Annotated in this window: 14 protein-coding genes and 3 tRNA genes; 12 read left to right on the top strand and 5 right to left on the bottom strand. The window is 42.7% G+C overall.

What is annotated here, in order from left to right:
- The first annotated feature begins 128 nt into the window (after window positions 1-128).
- Window positions 129-1799 carry a glutamine--tRNA ligase gene (glnS, locus tag SWP_RS14660; RefSeq protein ID WP_020913323.1) on the top strand — a complete coding sequence of 557 codons (1671 nt, stop codon included), beginning with the start codon at window positions 129-131 and terminating at the stop codon, window positions 1797-1799.
- A gap of 84 nt (window positions 1800-1883) precedes the next feature.
- Here the strand turns inward: glnS and SWP_RS14655 are convergent, their stop codons facing one another.
- On the bottom strand, window positions 1884-2480 hold the full coding sequence (locus tag SWP_RS14655) for a Yip1 family protein (RefSeq protein ID WP_020913322.1): 597 nt from the start codon (window positions 2478-2480) through the stop codon (window positions 1884-1886).
- Window positions 2481-2685: 205 nt separating this feature from the next.
- Here SWP_RS14655 and miaE point away from each other — a divergent pair, with 205 nt between their 5' ends.
- Entirely contained in the window at window positions 2686-3465 is a 780-nt protein-coding gene (gene miaE / locus SWP_RS14650) for a tRNA isopentenyl-2-thiomethyl-A-37 hydroxylase MiaE (protein WP_020913321.1), read from the top strand.
- Window positions 3466-3498: 33 nt separating this feature from the next.
- Here miaE and SWP_RS14645 read toward each other — a convergent pair whose 3' ends face one another.
- Window positions 3499-4215, bottom strand: coding sequence for a UDP-2,3-diacylglucosamine diphosphatase (locus SWP_RS14645; RefSeq protein ID WP_020913320.1), 717 nt, complete (start codon window positions 4213-4215; stop codon window positions 3499-3501).
- 10 nt (window positions 4216-4225) lie between these two features.
- Window positions 4226-4720 carry a peptidylprolyl isomerase gene (locus SWP_RS14640; protein ID WP_020913319.1) on the bottom strand — a complete coding sequence of 165 codons (495 nt, stop codon included), beginning with the start codon at window positions 4718-4720 and terminating at the stop codon, window positions 4226-4228.
- Between the two features lie 314 nt (window positions 4721-5034).
- Here SWP_RS14640 and cysS point away from each other — a divergent pair, with 314 nt between their 5' ends.
- Window positions 5035-6414: a cysteine--tRNA ligase gene (gene cysS / locus SWP_RS14635; protein WP_020913318.1), complete on the top strand. Its 1380-nt coding sequence runs from the start codon at window positions 5035-5037 to the stop codon at window positions 6412-6414.
- A 132-nt stretch (window positions 6415-6546) separates the two neighbouring features.
- Here the strand turns inward: cysS and folD are convergent, their stop codons facing one another.
- Window positions 6547-7407: a bifunctional methylenetetrahydrofolate dehydrogenase/methenyltetrahydrofolate cyclohydrolase FolD gene (folD, locus tag SWP_RS14630; RefSeq protein WP_020913317.1), complete on the bottom strand. Its 861-nt coding sequence runs from the start codon at window positions 7405-7407 to the stop codon at window positions 6547-6549.
- 628 nt (window positions 7408-8035) lie between these two features.
- Between folD and SWP_RS14625 the strand changes: the two genes are divergently transcribed.
- The 9 genes from SWP_RS14625 (at window position 8036) to SWP_RS14585 (ending at window position 17059) form a co-directional block, all read left to right on the top strand.
- A tRNA-Pro gene (locus SWP_RS14625) sits at window positions 8036-8112 on the top strand.
- A gap of 63 nt (window positions 8113-8175) precedes the next feature.
- A tRNA-Arg gene (locus SWP_RS14620) sits at window positions 8176-8252 on the top strand.
- An 8-nt stretch (window positions 8253-8260) separates the two neighbouring features.
- Window positions 8261-8336: transfer RNA gene (locus SWP_RS14615), tRNA-His, on the top strand.
- Between the two features lie 255 nt (window positions 8337-8591).
- Window positions 8592-9896 carry a trigger factor gene (gene tig / locus SWP_RS14610; RefSeq protein ID WP_044555962.1) on the top strand — a complete coding sequence of 435 codons (1305 nt, stop codon included), beginning with the start codon at window positions 8592-8594 and terminating at the stop codon, window positions 9894-9896.
- 89 nt (window positions 9897-9985) lie between these two features.
- On the top strand, window positions 9986-10597 hold the full coding sequence (clpP, locus tag SWP_RS14605) for an ATP-dependent Clp endopeptidase proteolytic subunit ClpP (RefSeq protein ID WP_020913315.1): 612 nt from the start codon (window positions 9986-9988) through the stop codon (window positions 10595-10597).
- An 84-nt stretch (window positions 10598-10681) separates the two neighbouring features.
- On the top strand, window positions 10682-11953 hold the full coding sequence (clpX, locus tag SWP_RS14600; protein WP_020913314.1) for an ATP-dependent protease ATP-binding subunit ClpX: 1272 nt from the start codon (window positions 10682-10684) through the stop codon (window positions 11951-11953).
- A gap of 148 nt (window positions 11954-12101) precedes the next feature.
- Window positions 12102-14459: an endopeptidase La gene (gene lon, locus SWP_RS14595; protein ID WP_044555961.1), complete on the top strand. Its 2358-nt coding sequence runs from the start codon at window positions 12102-12104 to the stop codon at window positions 14457-14459.
- 241 nt (window positions 14460-14700) lie between these two features.
- Complete coding sequence (gene hupB, locus SWP_RS14590) at window positions 14701-14988, top strand: nucleoid-associated protein HU-beta (protein WP_220736800.1); 288 nt, start codon at window positions 14701-14703, stop codon at window positions 14986-14988.
- 211 nt (window positions 14989-15199) lie between these two features.
- Window positions 15200-17059, top strand: coding sequence for a SurA N-terminal domain-containing protein (locus tag SWP_RS14585; protein ID WP_020913312.1), 1860 nt, complete (start codon window positions 15200-15202; stop codon window positions 17057-17059).
- Between the two features lie 715 nt (window positions 17060-17774).
- Here the strand turns inward: SWP_RS14585 and fabV are convergent.
- On the bottom strand, window positions 17775-18977 hold the full coding sequence (gene fabV / locus SWP_RS14580; protein ID WP_020913311.1) for an enoyl-ACP reductase FabV: 1203 nt from the start codon (window positions 18975-18977) through the stop codon (window positions 17775-17777).
- Between the last annotated feature and the right edge of the window lie 25 nt (window positions 18978-19002).

Here is a 19002-nt window from a genome sequence, read left to right as displayed (position 1 = left end):
TTTTTGCCTTTAAATGGCTATGCTGTAACCATTAACCTGTGTTTTTAAGCGTGAACCGTTGACCCTACTAGGGATCTGTAGGATTATGCTTTTTTCGCCATTAACCATCGTTCGCAAAGAGGAATTCCATGAGTCATGTGGACACTGAAGTACGTCCTAGTAACTTCATACGTAGTATCATAGATGAAGATCTTGCCAGCGGTAAGCACAGTGCTGTGCATACCCGTTTTCCGCCGGAGCCAAACGGTTTTCTTCATATCGGCCACGCTAAGTCTATTTGCCTAAACTTTGGCATCGCACAAGACTACCAAGGTCAATGTAACTTACGTTTTGACGATACCAATCCTGAAAAAGAGGACATTGATTATGTCCACTCTATTCAGAATGATGTGCAGTGGCTTGGTTTCCAGTGGAGTGGCGATATTCGTTACTCTTCAAATTACTTTGATCAACTGCATCAGTACGCCGTTGAATTAATCACCAAGGGCTTAGCTTACGTTTGTTTTTTAAATGCAGAGCAAACTCGTGAGTACCGAGGCACGTTAAAAGAGCCAGGTAAAAACAGCCCATACCGTGATACAACACCTGAAGAGAACTTAGCGCTATTTGAAAAAATGCGTAATGGTGAGTTCAAAGAGGGCGAATGTGCGCTAAGAGCAAAGATTGATATGGCATCGCCATTTATGTGTATGCGCGATCCGATTATTTATCGTGTTCGCTTTGCACATCATCATCAAACAGGTGATAAGTGGTGCATATACCCTATGTACGACTTTACTCATTGTATCTCTGATGCGATTGAGAACATCAGCCACTCGCTTTGTACTTTAGAGTTCCAAGACAACCGCAGATTGTATGATTGGGTGTTGGATCATTTAGATGATTTCCAGTCTCCAAGTCGCACACGTCAGTATGAGTTCTCAAGATTAAACCTTGAGTACACGCTAATGTCCAAGCGTAAACTGAACGACCTTGTGGCACATAACATTGTCTCTGGTTGGGATGATGCGCGTATGCCAACGATTGCTGGCTTTAGGCGTAGAGGTTATACCGCTGCTTCAATTCGTGAGTTTTGTAAGCGTATCGGGGTGACCAAGCAAGAGAACATGATTGAAGTTGCCATGTTAGATGCTTGTATCCGTGAAGAGCTAAATGAGCATGCTCCGCGGGCAATGGCTGTTATTAACCCAGTTAAGGTAGTGATTGAAAACTATCCTGAAAACCAGGTTGAAACAGTACAGGCACCTATACATCCAAGTAATGAAGATATGGGTAAACGTCCATTGTCATTCGGCCGTGAACTATACATCGACGCGGATGATTTCCGAGAAGAAGCGAATAAGAAGTTCAAACGCTTAGTACAGGGCAAAGAAGTTCGTTTGCGTAATGCTTATGTCATCAAGGCCGAACGTTGTGATAAAGACGCTGATGGCAACGTGACCACCATTTACTGTACCTATGATGATGAAACATTGGGCAAAAACCCAAGTGACGGTCGTAAGGTTAAAGGCGTGATACATTGGGTTGAAGCAACGACAGCTAAACCAGCTGAATTCCGTTTGTATGAGCGTTTATTTAATGATGCTAATCCTGCTGCTGCGGAATCTGTTGACGAAGTGCTTAACCCGCAGTCGTTAACGGTTAAGCATGGATTTGTTGAAGCTGGACTTGTTAATGCTGAAGTGGAAAAAGCTTACCAGTTTGAGCGAGAAGGATACTTCTGTGCAGACAATAAAGACTCAACTAAAGATCATCTAGTCTTTAACCTAACAGTACCACTGCGTGATACTTTCGCATAAAGTAATACCAATTTGAGTTAATAGATCCAAGGATCTAAAAAGCCGACAAAATGTCGGCTTTTTTGTGAGCGAAAAATATCGAATTTATTGGTACATAGGACCAAATCCCACGCTCCACAAAATCACACTCGATGCCATCAGCCCGACAAGTAACACTAAACCAGCTGTCACAACTGAACTTGCATAAATAAAGCCTTTTTCTTCCGGAATATTCATAATGATGGGAACCCCGGTATAAAGCAGATAAACCGAATAAGCCAAACCTGCTAATCCCACTACCATGATGAACCACAATGTTGGATAAAGTGTCGCTAAGCCCACCATAAATAATGGGGTGGCAGTGTATGCTGCTAACTCTAATGCTTGAGTATAACTCGGTGTTGCATCGAAAGTTTTAGCCATCCAAAAGGCAAGATAGGCCAGTGCGAATACACCTACGATAAGGCCGAAATACATGCCTGTAGACATAATTAGTGCACTGTCAGCAGTTAAGAATTGACGTTCTCCAACGCCGAGATCCCAACCAATTTGTGAAGTTGCAAAAAAAGTGCAGATAGCAGGGATGAGCGCAACGATTAAGATATGGCTCAGGCTACTTCTAAGCGCTTCGTGGTTTTTTTCAATTGTGTGCCACTCTTCTTTTGGATGAGTGTATAACCCCATTAAGTGATTCAATATCATTATAGTTATCCTTGTTTAGCATTTAACTTTTAGATTAAATTGGCTCGCCAAACTGCAGACGAACTTTTTACAGCTCTAAGGCTATTTATTGAACAAAACTAACCAAGAGTCAAGCCAATCATTTTAAGCATAGATGTTAAGCTAGGATTGTGCTGAAAATAACTGATAAAATAGTGAGTCTAACATCAGCCTAAAGAGCCTTTGCATGCAGCAGTTACTTGCCCCTATTTACTCATTTTTGAAATGTGAAACCCCAGATAGTTGGATCGAAGAAGCAAAAAAGCCGGAACAGCTAAAAGGTTTGCTGATTGATCACTGTAACTGTGAGTTAAAAGCGGCGCAAACTGCGATGTTTTTGGTGCGTAAATACGCCATTGATAAACCAAGTGGGCAGATTTTATTGGCTTGGGCAAAACCTTATGAGGATTTTGTCTACATTAAAGATCGGGATGTGACAGCTTTTTTATCGAAAGACAGTAAGAAGAATGAGTTAGCCGGCGAGCTTGTTGCCTGTAAGGACTTTGCTCATAGTGATGATCTTATTCTGAAGATGGTGCGCTTGATCAAAGAGGAGTTCCACCATTTTGAGCAAGTGTTAGAGATTATGCATAGTCGTGGTATTGAATACAGAAATGCCCGAGCTGGCCGTTATGCAAAGGGGATGATGAAACAGGTGAGAACCCATGAACCAGCCACGCTAATTGATAAGCTCATTGTTGGTGCATTTATTGAAGCTCGCTCCTGTGAACGTTTCGCTAAACTTGCCCCTCACTTAGATGAAGAGTTGAAGAAGTTTTATATCTCTCTATTACGCTCTGAAGCTCGTCATTATCAAGATTATTTAAAGCTCGCACAGGCTATTTCAACCACGGATATAGCTGACAGAGTTAGCCATTTCGCCGCAGTAGAAGCTGAATTAATTTTGTCATCAGATGAAGATTTTAAGTTTCATAGTGGTGCGCCATTGATCGTTGAAGCAATCTAAAAGCGGCGAAAAGGATGAGAGGCAAGTAGCTGCTTACTTGCCAAAAGGCAGTTCTATTAGCTCAACATTGTCTTGGCTGATACATAGCATGCTGCCTTGCTCATACCAATCACCGACAACGATACGACGTTTTCCATTTGAAAGCTGATGGATAGCCGGGCGGTGCGTATGACCGTGGATCATCTGCTGCGCATTAGTGTTATCAAGTAGTTCAAGTACAGCGGAGGGTTCAACATCCATTATGCTATAACTTTTATGCTGATTACTGCTTTGGCTTTTACTGCGTAATTTTGCCGCGATATTTAATCGTTTCGATTTAGGTAAATGGTTGTAAATCCATTTTGCCCAAGACAGATTACGAAACTTCCTAAATCGTTGATAAGGTTTATCTAAGGTGCATAAACTGTCACCGTGTAAAAGTACAGTTGTAGTGCCGTATAGATCCAATTTGTAAACTTCTGGCAGCAGAGTCATTCCTGAACGTTGAGCAAAACGCTCACCAATTAAGAAATCGCGATTACCGTGGATAAAATAGATAGGCAGTTTTTTTGAGGCTAATTTAATGGCGTCTGCTAACTGATTCGCAAATGGTTCTGCAATATCATCCCCGACCCAAACTTCAAACAGATCGCCTAGGATATAGAGTGCTGAGGTATCGGTAAGCTGAGTTTCTAAGAAAGTAAGAAAAGCTTGGGTAATATCGGGGCGATCAGCACTTAAGTGCAGATCGCCCACAAAAAGTGTGCGCATCGAGTCAGTCTTACTCTTCGATAGTCACTTTTTCGATGATCACAGCATCAAGAGGGACATCTTGATGCATGCCACGATTGCCCGTGCTTACCGCTTTAATTTTATTTACAACGTCCATGCCTTCAGTTACTTCACCAAATACACAGTAACCCCAACCTTGTGCTGACTCAGACTTGAAGTCTAAGAAAGTATTATCGTTGATGTTGATAAAAAACTGAGCCGTTGCTGAATGCGGATCTGAAGTACGTGCCATAGCAATGGTACCTACTTTATTCGAAAGACCATTGTTTGCTTCGTTTTCAATGGTTTCATTACAGCTTTTCTGTTGCATATCTTCAGTAAAACCACCACCTTGAACCATAAAACCGTCAATTACACGGTGAAAAACAGTTCCATCGTAAAAACCTTCTTTGACATATTTCTCAAAGTTAGCTGCAGTTTTTGGTGCTTTTTCAGCGTCAAGAGAAAGCTTGATTTCGCCGTGGTTGGTATGAAGTGTGATCATAATTTTTACTCTCGCAATTTAACACATGGTAAATAATGGCTGGATTCTAACGTAATTGCGCTGCTGCATAAAGTGTTGCGTGATTTGTCACTCTAAATAATGCACTCAATCGGCAGCTAATAGGCAACCAATAAAAGTACGAGTTGGTAGAGATTAATGTAATCAAGTTGGGTGAGAGAGCGCTTTCTAGACAATATTAATCAGTTCTGCATGGTTTTGCGCACTTGGTACGGGAAAACTGCTTGGAACCGTTAGTTTTGCAGTGGTAGACTGAACGACCTATTTCTGAATATAGCCGTTGAAGAGAATAATCAATGTTGAAGCTTTACAATACGCTTACCCGCCAAAAAGAACAGTTTGTACCAATACAGCCCGGAAAAATAGGCATGTATGTGTGTGGGGTGACCATTTATGATTTATGTCATATCGGTCATGGACGTACTTTTGTTTCATTTGACATGATTGTAAGGTACTTGAGGTATAGCGGTTATGAGGTTAATTTTCAGCGCAATATCACCGATGTAGATGACAAAATTATCAAACGCGCTAATGAGAACAATGAAAGTTGTGACTCACTAACAGAGCGTCTAATTGGTGAGATGCACAGAGATTTTGATTCTCTTAATATGGCACGCCCTGATTTTGAACCGCGCGCAACGCTGCATATGCCAGAAATCATCGAAATGGTTGAAAAGCTTATTGCTCGTGAACATGCTTATGTAGCCGCCAACGGTGATGTTTTGTTCAGCGTATCATCTTTCCCTGAATATGGTCGCTTATCTGGGCAAAACCTCGAACAATTGCAGGCTGGCGCTCGGGTCGAAGTTGAAGATGCTAAGCGCGATCCGATGGACTTTGTTCTATGGAAAATGTCTAAACCTGGTGAACCTACTTGGGATTCTCCTTGGGGGCCTGGTCGTCCAGGTTGGCACATTGAATGTTCAGCAATGAACAGTAAGCATTTGGGTAACCATTTTGATATCCATGGTGGCGGCAGCGATCTTCAGTTCCCTCACCATGAGAATGAGATTGCACAATCTTGCTGTGCCCATGATACCAAATATGTAAATTATTGGATGCATACCGGCATGGTGATGGTTGATAAAGAAAAGATGTCAAAATCTTTGAATAACTTCTTTACCATCCGAGACGTGTTAAACCACTATGATGCTGCAACAGTACGTTACTTCTTATTGTCAGGTCATTACCGTAGCCAGCTTAATTACTCAGAAGAGAACCTTAAGCAGGCTAAATCTGGGTTAGAGCGTATTTACACAGCGCTTAAAGATTTGGATCTTACGGTAGATGCTGCACCTGCTGAAGCGTTTATCGCCCAATTTAAGCGTGCAATGGATGATGACTTCAATACACCTGAAGCCTACTCAGTGCTGTTTGAAATGGTACGTGAAATCAATCGTCTTAAATTAACTGACATGCAGCAAGCATCAGCCCTAGGTGTTGCGTTAAAGCAGCTTGCTGATGTGTTAGGGATCCTAGGTCAAGATGTTGATACTTTCTTCAAGGGAGAGGGGAGTGATGATGAAGTGGCTGAGATTGAAGCATTGATTGTTGAACGCAACCGAGCACGTACAGAGAAAGATTGGCCTGCAGCTGATGTGGCGCGAGACGGATTGAATGCCTTAGGCGTAATTCTTGAAGATGGGCCAGAAGGTACAACTTGGCGTAAAAAGTAATCCTAAATTAGCAATACAAAAAAGCCTGCAGTTAGCAGGCTTTTTTTATGTCTGGAACATTTATGTCAAGCCCCATGGATGGGATAGCTTGGTATTTATGTCTGGAACATTCTTGCTTTAAGTAGAGCAATATCAGTCGTGATCGTGGTACTGCTCGCAAGCATAAAGCGTATTTTCTAGCAAGCTAGCAATCGTCATTGGCCCAACACCGCCAGGTACTGGCGTGATGAAACTAGCATTCTCTGCAGCTTTCTCAAATTGCACATCACCAACCAATTGACCGCTTTCAAGACGGTTAATCCCCACATCAATAACAATCGCGCCAGGTTTAATCCACTCACCAGGAATAAACCCAGGCTTTCCAACAGCGACAACCACTAAATCTGCTTGTCTAACTTTCTGCTCAAGGTTACGAGTGAAGCGGTGACAAGTGGTTGTAGTACAACCAGCAAGAAGCAGCTCTAAAGACATAGGACGGCCGACGATATTAGACGCGCCAACCACTACGGCATCTAAACCATAGGTATCAACCCCCGTCGACTGAATAAGAGTCATAATGCCCATCGGTGTGCATGAACGCAGCACTGGAATACGTTGAGCTAGTCGACCTACGTTATATGGGTGGAAACCGTCGACATCTTTATCTGGGCGGATGCGCTCGATAACCTTTGATTCTTCGATATGTTCAGGTAGTGGGAGTTGAACCAAAATACCATCAATACTCTGATCTTCATTGCATTCATCGATAAGAGACAGCAGGGCGTCTTCAGAGGTGGAACTGTCTAAGTCGTAAGAGCGGGAAATAAAGCCTAATTCTTCACAGGCTCTGCGTTTGCTGCCTACGTACACTTGTGAAGCAGGATCCGCTCCTACGAGAATTACAGCTAAACCTGGTACTCTTTGACCAGCCTCTTTACGGGCGGTTACTTTGTCTTTGAGCTTGGTTCGAATGGCTTGAGCGATAGCTTTACCATCGATGTTTTGAGCGGTCATGGGGCAAGGTGTCCTTTATACGGCACGATAATGGAAAACGGCGACATTTTAACAGGACATGTCCGAGGTGTCATTGATTTAGGTTGCTAACAATCAGTTCTCAAATACGGATAATGACTTAGCTCTGAGGTGTAGAAAGTATGCATTTCTGGCAGGGGTTTTAATTGGACAGCTGATTAAAGTCGGCTTCTTGTTATCGTTGGTGACACTTATGGTTTCTATCTCTATTTAATTGATTATTTGAGACTAGAGGGCGCTGATATCTAGCCGCCCCCGCTTATTTAGATGAAAACCAATAAATCGGTATCATTTAGTAGAAAGACTATGGTTTATCGTTATGCAATAAAATAAAGCCGTTATTGAATGAGGTATAAAGTGGCTCCTGCTTGATAAACCGCTATATTAAAATATCAGCCGAGATTGTTGTTATGTTGAACGCATTGTTTAGGAAGGCATCAATGAGTAGCGCTATAGCGTGTTAAATAAGCAGGCGAATGATTTTTTTAAAAAAGTCGTTGACGACTTTTAGGCTAGGGGCTACTATGCGCTCCGTTCTCAACGAGACAGCTCGTTGAAAACAGAAACCGAAAATATTTCCCAAATATGTATTTTCACTAGGTTTCAATTTCGGTGATTAGCGCAGCCCGGTAGCGCATCTGGTTTGGGACCAGAGGGTCAGAGGTTCGAATCCTCTATCACCGACCACATTTTAAGCTAACGTGGAACGTTAGTTGCCCAGTTCAGGAAATGAATTTATTTCATTGCCGAGCGCCCGTAGCTCAGTTGGATAGAGCACCCGCCTTCTAAGCGGGTGGCCGCAGGTTCGAATCCTGCCGGGCGTACCATTTTTGTGGTGATTGTAGCTCAGTTGGTAGAGCCCCGGATTGTGATTCCGGTTGTCGTGGGTTCGAGCCCCATCAGTCACCCCACTCATTCTGTAAAGAAGTTCAAAAAGCGACCCTAGGTCGCTTTTTTTACGTCTGTAAATCATGCTTTGAGGCTCGACTCCAGCGCATTCGATAGCTATAATGTCGCGTCTTGATCATTATCAACTAAGAGTGACCAGTGCCGAACGTCAGCGTTTATGGGCATTTTGGTTAAATTTACGAGTCAAGAAACGAATACCTTAATAGTTGAAATTTCGACTATTACAAAGGACGATAGACATATTTCGAGGTAAAAAAATGCAAGTTTCTGTAGAAACCACACAAGGCCTAGAGCGTCGCCTAACTATTTCGGTACCTGCTGAGCAGATCGAAAATACTGTTAAAGAAGCATTAAAAAGTGAAGCTAAGCGTGCTCGTATCCCAGGTTTCCGTCCAGGAAAAGTACCTGTAAGCGTAATTAATAAGCGTTACGGTAAAGCTATTCGTCAAGACATCACTGGTGAAGTGATGCAGCGCAACTTTGTTGAAGCTATCATTGCTGAAAAGTTGAACCCAGCGGGTGCACCAACTTTTGTTCCTGGAACGACTGAAGGCGAAAGCTTCGAGTTTGTTGCTACTTTTGAAATCTACCCAGAAGTAGAACTTAAAGGTCTAGAGTCAATTGCTGTTGAGCAACCTAAAGCTGAAGTAACTGAAGCTGATGTTGATGCAATGATTGAAACGCTACGTAACCAACACGCTTCTTTTGAAGTTGTTGAGCGTGCAGCTGCTGAAGGCGATAAAGCTAAAATCAACTTCGTTGGTTCAGTTGACGGTGAAGAGTTTGAAGGCGGAAAAGCTGATGACTTCGAACTACAACTAGGCAGTGGCCGTATGATCCCTGGTTTCGAGTCTGGTGTTGAAGGTCATAAAGCGGGTGAAGAGTTCGAAATCGAAGTCACTTTCCCTGAAGATTACCATGCAGAGAACTTGAAAGGTAAAGCAGCTAAGTTTGTTATTACTTTGACTGAAGTTCAAGGCGCTGACCTTCCTGAAGTTAATGACGAGTTCGCAACATTGTTTGGTGTTAACGAAGGCGGAATCGACGCGTTACGTGCTGAAATCAGCAAGAACATGGGTCGTGAACTTGAGCAAGCGCTTAAAGCGAATGTTAAAGAGCAAGTACTTAATGGTCTAGTTGAGCAAAATGCTTTGGAACTACCAAAAGCATTGATCGAAGGCGAAGTAGAAGTATTGCGTAAGCAAGCTATGCAGCGTTTTGGTGATCAAGCTGCAAGCATGCCAGAACTACCAGCAGACTTGTTCACTGAACAAGCTGAACGTCGTGTTAAAGTTGGTTTGCTACTTGGTGAAGTTATCAAGACTAGCGAACTTAAAGCTGAAGACGAACGTGTTCAAGGTTTAATCGCTTCAATGGCGTCGGCATACGAAGATCCAAGTGAAGTTGTAGCTTACTACAATGGTAACGAAGAGCTTATGCAAAACATGCGTAACGTTGCACTTGAAGAGCAAGCAGTAGAAGAGTTACTTAAAACTGCAACTTTGACTGAAAAAGAAGTCAATTTTGAAGAATTTATGAACAAGGCTACCGGTCGCGCATAACGATCGCTTGACTTAAATGGCTATTAGCCATTTATAATGGCTCGTATGAGGTTCCTCATGCGAGCCATTTTTATTTAGGGAAGTTAATCATGCACAAAGCACCAGAATCAGTACTTAATGCACTTGTGCCTATGGTTGTTGAACAAACAGCTAAAGGTGAACGCTCATACGATATCTATTCTCGTCTTTTAAAAGAACGAGTGATCTTTTTAGTCGGTCAAGTTGAAGAGCATATGGCGAACCTTATTGTGGCTCAGTTACTGTTTTTGGAGTCTGAAAGCCCAGATAAGGATATCTACCTATATATCAACTCGCCAGGTGGTTCTGTCACTGCGGGTATGGCTATTTATGACACGATGCAGTTTATCAAGCCAAATGTAAGTACAGTCTGTATCGGCCAAGCGGCTAGTATGGGCGCATTCTTACTAGCAGGTGGAGCAGAAGGAAAACGTCATTGTTTGCCTAATTCACGTGTTATGATCCATCAACCATTAGGTGGGTTCCAAGGCCAAGCATCAGATATTGCTATTCATGCGCAAGAGATTTTAGGCATAAAGAACAAGTTAAACACTATGTTGGCAGAACATACTGGTCAGCCAATTGAAGTTATTGAGCGTGATACTGACCGTGATAACTTTATGAGTGCTGACGAAGCAGCTGAATACGGTCTAGTTGATTCAGTTTTAGCAAAACGAGGCTGATTTTTACTTTCTGCTGAGCTATGCTGAGTAAAGAAGTGAAATAAAGAATTCTGCAGCCGATAGGCTGCAAACAGAGGTAAGGTAATGAGCGAGAACAAAGGTGACGGCGGCAAGCTGCTGTACTGCTCTTTTTGTGGGAAGAGCCAGCATGAAGTAAGAAAACTTATTGCTGGACCTTCTGTATATGTTTGCGATGAATGTGTAGAACTCTGTAACGACATTATTAGAGAAGAGATCAAAGAGATCTCGCCTAAGCAAGATCAAGACAAGTTGCCAACACCGCATGAATTACGAGCGCACTTGGATGATTATGTTATTGGCCAAGACAAAGCTAAAAAGGTGTTATCTGTAGCGGTATATAATCATTACAAACGCCTTAAAAATGCCAGCCCTAAAGATGGGGTTGAGCTGGGTAAGAGTAATATCTTGCTTATTGGTCCAACGGGTAGTGGTAAAACATTACTTGCAGAGACGCTTGCTCGTTTCTTGAATGTACCGTTTACTATGGCCGATGCAACTACGCTAACTGAAGCGGGTTATGTGGGTGAAGATGTCGAAAACATCATTCAGAAATTACTGCAGAAATGCGACTACGATGTCGAAAAAGCCCAGCGCGGAATCGTTTATATCGATGAAATTGATAAAATCAGTCGTAAGTCTGACAATCCATCAATTACTCGAGATGTTTCTGGTGAAGGTGTTCAACAAGCTTTACTTAAACTTATCGAAGGCACTGTTGCTGCGGTTCCACCTCAAGGTGGTCGTAAGCATCCACAGCAGGAGTTTTTACAGGTTGATACCTCTAAAATCCTATTCGTCTGTGGCGGGGCATTTGCAGGCCTAGAGAAAGTGATTGAACAGCGTTCTCATGTTGGTACTGGTATTGGGTTCGGCGCTGAAGTTAAAGGCGAAGCTGACAAAGCGACAATCTCAGATACGTTATTGCAAGTAGAGCCTGAAGATTTAGTGAAGTTTGGTCTTATTCCTGAATTTATTGGTCGTCTTCCTGTTCTCGCTACGTTAGCTGAACTTGACGATGCTGCACTTATTCAAATTCTTTCAGAGCCTAAAAATGCAATCACTAAGCAGTTTGCTGCTTTGTTTGAAATGGAAGACGTTGAGCTAGAGTTCAGAGAAGATGCTCTTAAAGCGATTGCTCTTAAAGCACAGACCCGTAAAACCGGTGCTCGTGGTTTACGCTCTATCGTTGAAGGTATTTTGCTCGATATTATGTATGACTTACCATCAACAGATGATGTGGTTAAAGTGGTTGTCGATGAGTCGGTAGTGAAAGGTGAATCAACACCTATACTTATCTACGCAACAAATGAAGCTCAAACGGCAACGGCTGAGTAAGTCATTGCCGCAGTAGCATCACAGTATCGAAAAGGAGCCTTTATGGCTCCTTTTTTGTGCAGTTTATTATTTAATTGTTATTCGCCATTGAAACCTATCGAATCATCCCAATATACTCTTAAGTATTCATATAAAACGGAATCGAGCTATGACTCAAGAGCGTGATACGCGAATCGAACTACCCGTACTGCCACTGAGAGATGTGGTGGTTTATCCTCATATGGTAATTCCGTTATTCGTAGGACGAGAAAAGTCCATTCGTTGCTTAGAAAAAGCAATGGATCAAGGCAAGCAAATTATTTTGGTCGCTCAGCGTGATGCTGAACTCGATGACCCAAGCAGCGACGATATTTTCGACGTTGGTACAGTCGCTTCAATTCTGCAACTTCTTAAATTACCTGATGGCACTGTTAAAGTGTTGGTTGAAGGTGGGCAGCGAGCACGTATCGATAACTATTCTGAACAGGATGATATCTTTCAAGCCACGGCTCATTATTTAGAGTCAGAGCCTCTTACAGAAAAAGAGGAAGAGGTTCTTGTTCGCTCAGCAGTGGGTCAGTTTGAAGGCTATATCAAGTTAAACAAGAAGATCCCACCTGAAGTACTTACATCTTTGTCTGGCATCGATGAGGCTGCACGCCTTGCTGATACGATGGCTGCTCATATGCCACTCAAGCTAGAAGATAAACAATCTGTGCTTGAGATGGTTGATGTGGGTGAGCGCATTGAGTATTTGATGGCGATGATGGAATCTGAAATCGACTTATTACAAGTCGAGAAACGCATTCGTGGTCGCGTTAAAAAGCAGATGGAAAAAAGTCAACGCGAGTACTATTTGAATGAGCAAATGAAGGCTATTCAAAAAGAACTGGGTGATATTGACGAGTCTCATGATGAGTTTGAAAGCTTGGCGAAAAAGATAGAAGAAGCCAAGATGCCTGAAGAAGCTCAGGAAAAAGCGAAAGCTGAACTCAACAAGTTAAAGATGATGTCACCAATGTCAGCTGAAGCGACTGTGGTGAGAAGCTATGTCGAGTGGATGGTGTCTGTTCCATGGCATAAGCGATCTAAGATCAAACGTGATTTAGCCAAGGCGCAAGATGTACTTGATACAGACCATTTTGGTTTAGAGAAAGTCAAAGAGCGTATTCTAGAATACTTAGCAGTTCAAAGCCGAGTTAAGCAGCTCAAAGGACCAATCCTTTGTTTAGTTGGCCCCCCAGGTGTTGGTAAGACATCTTTAGGGCAATCTATCGCAAAAGCAACTGGACGTAAGTATGTGCGAGTTGCGCTTGGCGGTGTTAGAGATGAAGCTGAAATTCGTGGTCATCGTCGTACCTATATCGGTTCAATGCCAGGTAAAGTGATTCAGAAAATGTCAAAAGTGGGTGTAAAGAATCCACTGTTCTTACTTGATGAAATCGACAAAATGAGTAGCGACATGCGTGGCGATCCAGCATCGGCATTACTTGAAGTGCTTGATCCAGAACAAAATGCGACATTTAGTGACCATTACATGGAGGTCGATTATGACCTGTCTGATGTAATGTTTGTTGCTACATCGAACTCAATGAATATACCTGGACCTCTTTTAGACCGTATGGAAGTAATTCGTTTGTCGGGTTATACCGAAGATGAAAAACTTAATATTGCTAAGCAGCACCTGTTGCCAAAACAGATTGAACGTAATGGGTTAAAGGCCAAAGAGGTCACCGTTGATGATAGTGCCATCATTGGCATTATTCGCTACTACACACGTGAAGCGGGTGTACGTGCGCTTGAACGTGAACTTTCAAAAATCTGCCGTAAAGTGGTTAAACAGATCTTGCTTGATAAGAGTATTAAGCATGTAGAAGTGAACCAAGACAACCTTAAGTCGTTCTTGGGGGTGCAGCGTTGCGACTATGGTAAAGCAGAATCTAACAACCAGATTGGCCAAGTAACAGGTCTGGCATGGACTGAGGTCGGTGGCGATTTACTAACGATTGAAGCAACGTCTGTCCCGGGTAAAGGTAAACTGTCTTATACCGGTTCTTTAGGCGATGTGATGCAAGAGTCGATTCAAGCGGCTATGACCGTTGTTCGTGCTCGTGCTGAGCAAATGGGTATTAACCCTGACTTTTATGAAAAGCGTGATATTCATGTGCATGTTCCTGAAGGAGCAACGCCAAAAGATGGGCCGTCAGCCGGTGCTGCAATGTGTACGGCGCTAGTATCCAGTTTGACGGGTAACCCAGTTAGAGCTGATGTCGCTATGACTGGCGAAATCACACTTCGTGGTGAAGTATTACCTATCGGTGGTTTAAAGGAAAAACTATTGGCTGCGCACCGTGGTGGAACCAAAGTCGTTCTAATTCCAAAGGAAAATGAACGAGATTTGGAAGAAATTCCAGCAAATGTGATCGCTGACTTGAAAATTTATCCAGTGAAATGGGTTGAAGAAGTCCTGAAGCACGCGTTAGAACGCCCGGTTGAAGGCTTCGAAGTAGTGGAAAACGTGGGTTAACGCAATAAATTGCAGTATTGCACAAAAAAAGTGTAAAAAGGGGCTTACCAAAGGCCTTACCTGTGGTAGCCTAAGTCTGTGGAGAGTCAGTCGCTCCAGCCCTTGGAGTGACTGGTTTTGAGCAGTATCCTAAAATATTTATTTGGTTTTCCTATAAGGCTTGAACTTTGGTTCCAAGCTTGTTATAAAAAGCCTCCGCAGACCGCTCTAGACAGGGATTTGGGTGCGGTACAAAAATTACATTCAAGGGGATGACATGAACAAATCTGAACTAATCGAGAAAATCGCTTCTGGTGCTGACATTTCTAAAGCCGCTGCTGGCCGTGCATTAGATTCTTTCATCGGCGCTGTTACTGACGGCCTAAAAGAAGGCGATAAGATTGCTCTTGTTGGTTTCGGTACTTTCGAAGTGCGTCAACGTGCAGAGCGCACTGGTCGTAACCCTCAAACGGGTAAAGAGATCAAGATCGCTGCAGCAAACATTCCAGCATTCAAAGCTGGTAAAGCGCTTAAAGACGCTGTTAACTAAGAAATTCGTTAACTGCAGCTTTTGTAAGGTTATTGTATAAAGCACTATTTAATAGTGCTTTTACGAATAAAAGGGCAATGGCTAAGTATTTACTTAGTGATAGTCAAAACAGTAAAGATACGTAGTTCTCTTTACTATTAAATTACAAAAAGGCGCATCCAACGAGTGATGCGCCTTTTTATTTTATTAATCGCAACCAGCGAGAAGTCTGATGTTAGAAAAGATTCGTGAAGGGTCGCAAGGCGTAATTGCAAAGAGCATTTTAGTCTTAGTGATACTTTCATTTGCATTTACGGGCGTGAGTAGTTATTTAGGTTCTTCAACTGAGGTTGCAGCTGCTACCGTAAATGGTGAAGAGATCAGCAACTCAGCGTTAGAACAAGCATATGAGAATGAACGTGGTCGTCTAGAGCAACAGCTCGGTGACATGTTCTCGACTTTATCTGCCGATGACAACTATATGCAAAGCGTTAAGCAAAGTGTATTGGAGCGTCTTGTGGCTGAAAAGTTGCTAGATCAAAATGCTGCTGAGCTTGGACTTCGTGTATCTGATGAACAGATCCGCACTGCGATTATGCAGGAACCTGCATTCCAAACTGACGGTAGATTTGATAATGATCGTTATCAAGCTATTTTGCGTCAATTGGGCTATCAAGCCAATTCATTCAGAGACATGATGCGTGTTGATATGACACGTCGTCAGTTAGTCGCAACGCTAGTCGGTTCAGAATTTGTGTTACCAGGTGAAGCTGAATATTTGGCTAATATCCAAGGTCAAACTCGCGACATTAATTATCTGGTTATCGACTCTACTCCGTTTCTTGCTGCGGCGAGCGTGACTGATGAGCAGATCCAGACTTATTACAACTCTAATCTAGGTCAATTTGTAAGACCTGAGATAGTAAGCCTTAACTATATTGAACTTGATGCTAAGCAGTTAGCCGCTGATGTGACAGTGACTGAAGCTGATGCTAAAACGTACTATGATGAAAACAAAGTTCAATATTTACAGCCTGAAAAGCGTTTAGCTGCCCATATCCTTATCGGTCTAGACGAAGATAATGCTGAAGAGAAAGCTGAAGCCATTTACCAAAAGCTGCAAAATGGTGAAGATTTCGCAGCGCTTGCTAAAGCTGAGTCTCAAGATACATTTAGCGGCGAGCAGGGCGGACAACTTGATTGGTTTGAAGCCGGCGTTATGGAGCCAGAGTTTGATGCAGCACTTTTTGCCTTAGATAAAGGTAGCTACTCAAACGTGGTTAAAACCAACTTTGGTTACCACATTATTAAAGCGCTAGATATTCAAGCCGGTGCAGAAGCGCCTTTTGCTGACGTGAAAGAAAAAATCATTGCGCAATTGCAAGAGCAACAAGCAGTCGATAAGTTCTACGAGCTACAGCAAGTGCTTGCGGATACAAGCTATGAAGTACCAGACACCTTGTCTGAAGCGGCAAGAGAGCTTGGTGTCGAAGTTAAAACAACGCCAGAGTTTACTCGAAATAGTGCACCAGCTCTGTTTTCAAAGCCAGCTATTCTAAAAGAAGCGTTCTCATCAAATGTGTTGCTTGATGGCATGAACAGTGATGTGCTCGAAGTTGAAGCAAACCACGTTGTTGTTATCCGTGTTAATTCGCATAAAGCGGCAGGCACAATGGAACTTGCTGAAGTCAGAGACGGTATCGCTGGGCGTTTGAAGCAAGAGCAAGCAAATGAAAACGCACGCCAACAAGCTCAAGATGCAATGACAGCATTTAAAGCTGATGGCTCTACAGCAGGCTACTTGGTTAAAGACAAGTTAGCACGTTTTGAACAAGACATTGATGGCGCTGTTGTTAGCAAAGCATTTGCAATGGCTCAACCTACAGATACTGCTACCGTCGATACCGTAGCGCTTGCTACTGGTTACGCCGTTGTTGTACTTAACAAAGTCAACGCAGCTGAAGGTGTCGATGAAAACCTTATTGATGCATTAAAACAGCGTTTGAACTCGCAATACACAGAAAACGACTACCGTGCCGTGATCGCAGGCTTAAAAGCTAAGGGCGAAGTACTTTACCCTGTTGTTGAATAAGCGATAAGTCATTTCAGTCATAATTAAAGCCGGCAATAGCCGGCTTTTTTGTGTCTGAATTTTGACCCGTTTAGCGCTTTTATTGGTTTAACGACAGTTAGCAAGGAGGCGTGCTTCTGTGGTGTTAATCTGTATTAATTCTTAGCGCTAGGAGAGCGTATATAGGGGCTGTAGAGCAACTTATAATGGAAAGAATACACTCGGGTTGCTTTTCGGCAGAGTAATCAATGATGGCTTATTACTGTGCTTTATACCAATCAGCATAAAGATTTGATCGCTTTGCGAGATTATTGCGCATTTGGGGTAGGGTCATTAAATTATCCTCGGTAACTGCTCCTGCGTTACGCTACCTCCTATATCCATATAGTCGCGCATTAATAACATTCGCCACCGCTGACCTCCAAGGGTAGAGGGAATGCCTTGAGCATGTGCGGAACATGCTTGGCCATGTGGTTAACAATGAATGAAGAGCATAGTTAAAGTTCATTAATGCAGCATCAGGTCAGCTAAAACTCGCTGAGTAGCTCAACTTCTTATACTGATTGCTATTATAGGTAGTTGTTAGCTTTGTTGTATGAGCAATGCTGCAAATGTTCTCCCAAAGTTTACTCAGATCTGATAAAAGTTTGTTGGGCAAGGGAACATTGTCTATTTGAAGCAAAAAAAAACGCCGCATTTAGCGACGTTTAGACAGTGTTATATGACGAATCTAGCTTTAGATAGAAACCACATCAAATTCAACATTAGGGTTTACATCTTGCTCGTAGTCGATGCCTTCAATACCGAAGCCGAACAGTTTCAAGAACTCTTCTTTATATTCACGGTAATCTGTTAGTTCAGCAAGATTTTCAGAAGTCACTTGCGGCCACATATCACGGCAATGCTGCTGGATCTCTTCACGAAGCTCCCAATCATCTAAACGTAGGCGATTGCTCTCATCTACTTCTGCAGCACTACCATCGGCTTTATAGAGGCGTTCACTGAACATACGGTTAATCTGTTCAATACAACCTTCGTGAAGGCCTTCTGCACGCATCTTCTTAAACACCATCGCAATATAAAGTGGCATTACTGGAATTGCTGAACTTGCTTGGGTAACAACACTTTTCAGTACTGCTACATTTGCACTGCCGCCAGTTGCTGATAGTTTATCATCCAAAGCATGTGCTGCACGGTCTAGATCCATTTTTGCTTTACCTAGTGCGCCGTGCCAGTAGATTGGCCATGTAAGTTCGGTACCAATATAGCTATACGCAACGGTCTTGCAACCATCAGCCAATACGCCCGCTTCTGCGAGTGCTTGCATCCATAGTTCCCAATCTTCACCGCCCATGACTGTAACGGTATCATTAATCTCTTGTTCTGTAGCAGGCTCTACGCTTGCTTCAATAATGATATCTTTGTTGGTATCTACCGCCGTTGCTTTATAAGGCTCACCAATAGGCTTTAATGATGAGCGGATAAGTTCGCCGCTATCAGGAAGTTTTCGTACAGGAGATGCTAGCGAGTAAACAACCATATCGACTTGGCCTAAGTCTTCTTTAATCAGTTCAATGGCTTTTTGTTTAGCTTCATGGCTAAAGGCATCACAGTTAATACTCTTTGAGTATAGGCCCTCAGCTTTAGCAAACTTGTCGAATGCTGCAGAGTTATACCAACCAGCGGTTCCTGGTTTTGTCTCTGAGCTTGGTTTTTCAAAAAATACACCTAAGGTGGCTGCGTCACTACCGAATGCTGCAGTGATCCGCGAAGAAAGACCGTAACCACTTGAAGAACCGACTACTAATACCTTTTTTGGGCCATTAGCAATTTTGCCTTTAGCTTTGGTAATGTTGATCTGTTCAAGTACGTTGGCTTCACAACCAACAGGGTGAGTTGTTGTACAAATAAAGCCACGGATTCTAGGTTTGATAATCATATTTTCTATTTCTCTGAAAAAATTG

The sequence above is a fragment of the Shewanella piezotolerans WP3 genome (assembly GCF_000014885.1).
In the GTDB taxonomy this organism is placed as follows: Bacteria; Pseudomonadota; Gammaproteobacteria; order Enterobacterales; family Shewanellaceae; genus Shewanella; species Shewanella piezotolerans.
Note: the sequence above shows the minus strand (reverse complement) of the source record. Positions and strands in the feature narration are given on the sequence as shown.